Origin of the sequence: Pseudomonas sp. 44 R 15 (assembly GCF_900004965.1) — a bacterium.
GTDB lineage: Bacteria > Pseudomonadota > Gammaproteobacteria > Pseudomonadales > Pseudomonadaceae > Aquipseudomonas > Aquipseudomonas orientalis_A.
This window is the reverse complement of sequence record NZ_CVTU01000093.1, coordinates 2777-4753: the sequence shown is the minus strand read 5'-3', so window position 1 is coordinate 4753 and position 1977 is coordinate 2777. Positions and strand designations below refer to the sequence as shown.

The 1977-nt window shown below is 60.1% G+C and carries 2 protein-coding genes; one reads left to right on the top strand and one right to left on the bottom strand.

Annotation, left to right across the window (positions count from 1 at the left end; all coding sequences use genetic code 11):
* Window positions 1-205: 205 nt before the first annotated feature.
* The gene (locus BFP93_RS14770; protein WP_065893678.1) at window positions 206-1138 is read right to left on the bottom strand and encodes a LysR family transcriptional regulator; all 933 of its coding nucleotides are present in this window, start codon (window positions 1136-1138) and stop codon (window positions 206-208) included.
* Between the two features lie 88 nt (window positions 1139-1226).
* On the opposite strand from BFP93_RS14770, the gene BFP93_RS14765 reads away from it, so the two are divergent.
* Window positions 1227-1853 carry a hypothetical protein gene (locus tag BFP93_RS14765; protein WP_065893693.1) on the top strand — a complete coding sequence of 209 codons (627 nt, stop codon included), beginning with the start codon at window positions 1227-1229 and terminating at the stop codon, window positions 1851-1853.
* The last annotated feature ends 124 nt before the right edge of the window (window positions 1854-1977 follow it).

Genomic DNA, 1977 nt, shown 5'->3' with positions numbered 1-1977 from the left:
CGTTCGGCCAGCGTGGTTTAACGGGGCGCCTGAGATCAAAAGCAGATCAAGATCAAGAGCGGCTCGCTTCGCATCGTGGTTACGGTTGAGCGCTACAGGGTTGTGTAGATGCCTATGCCCCGATAGCGGCGCATCAGTCAACACATTCGGTGACTGACACACCGCCATCGGGGGCAAGCCCCCTCCCACATGTTTAACCCCATTTCTACCGACTGCGCAGTGTCGGCTCCTTCGCCATGCACTCCACCAGATAATCAATAAACACGCGCAGCTTGGGCGGCAAGTAGCGCGTAGGCGAATGCAACAACCACGCCTCGCCGTGGTAAGACGCGATAAAATCCCACGCCGGCAATACCTGCACCAACCGTCCCTCTTCCAAGGCGTGCCGCGCCGTGAAATACGGCAAGCTGCCAATCCCCACATGCTGCAACACGGCATCCAGCCGCACGCCCGTGTGGTTCGCCGCATACCGCCCGCGCACACCGACCGTCACCGCCTTGCCGTCCCGACGAAACTTCCAGCGTGAGTCACCGGGGGTTTCGCCCAGATAGATGCAACTGTGCTCCAGCAGATCATGGGGATGGCTCGGCGTGCCATGCTCGGCCAGGTACTGCGGCGTTGCGCAGAGCAAATGTTCGATCGGCAATAATTGCCGCCCGACCAGACCGGGCGGCGGGCTGTCGGTGATGCGGATGCTGAGGTCGACATTGTCGTCGATCAGATCCACAGGCCGATCCTCAAGGATCAGTTGCACATCCACCTTGGGATAGCGCCGCAGGAACGCCGGCATATGCGGATGCACCACAAACCGCCCCACTGCCTTGGGCACGCTGACCCGCACCAGGCCCTCGGCTTCATGGGTAAATTGCCCGCTGATCTCCATTACCGAACGCGCCGCGCTGACCATCTCGCGGCACCGCTTGAACACCTCTTCGCCGCCCTCGCTAAGGCGCAGCTTGCGTGTGGTGCGTTGCAACAGGCGGGTTGCCAGTGCCTGTTCCAGGCGCGAAATACTGCGGCTCACCGCCGAGGGTGAAACGCCCAGTTGCCGCGCCGCTTCGGAGAAACTGCCGGTTTCGACCACCTTGACGAAAATCGCCATTTCACCCAGCAGCGGCAAAGGAAGATTGATGCTCATGACGCACAGGTCCATTGATATTTGAATGGATTATCGCCTATCAGCGCACTATTTATACTGTGGCATCACCTGGATGCGGATGTACACGATGACCGAGCGCCTGTTTTTCACCCACGATCACCTGACAGCCGAGCTGGAAGTGCTGAGCTGCACGCCTCACGAAGAGCAATTTGCGGTGATCCTGCAATCGACGATTTTCCATCCCCAAGGCGGCGGCCAACCCTTCGACACCGGGTGGCTGGGCGACAGCCAGGTGCTGCGCGTCACGCAGGACGCAACGCATGTGGTGCATTACGTCAATCAACCCCTGGAACCCGGCCCCATCACGGCGCGGGTCGATGCATCACGCCGCGCGCTGCACACGCGCCTTCACTCAGCGGGACACCTGATTGGCAATGCCGGCGAACGCTTGGGCTGGATGCCGATCAAGGCGCATCATTGGCCGGGTGAAGGCAAGATTACTTTTATCCGCGGCGAAGCCGCGCAAGAGATGGATGCGCAGGTCCTCCAGCAACTGGTCAACCAGTGGATCGCCGCAGATTATCCACGCCACATGACGCTGGAAGAAGGCACCCGAGAAGTCGGCTTCGGTGAATTGCCGGCATACGCGTGCGGTGGCACGCATGTTCAAGCACTGAGCGAACTGGGTCAGGTAACGATCCTGGCCCTCTCGGAAAAAAAGGGCGCACTGTCGGTACGCTACGAAATCAACTGACACACCGAGCCTCAAAATGTGGGAGGGGCGTGCCCCCGATGAGCATAGGTATCTACACAATTTTGGTGCGACACCGCACCTGTGGCGAGGGAGCTAACGCGTATCTACCTGACGCTCCGAGGTC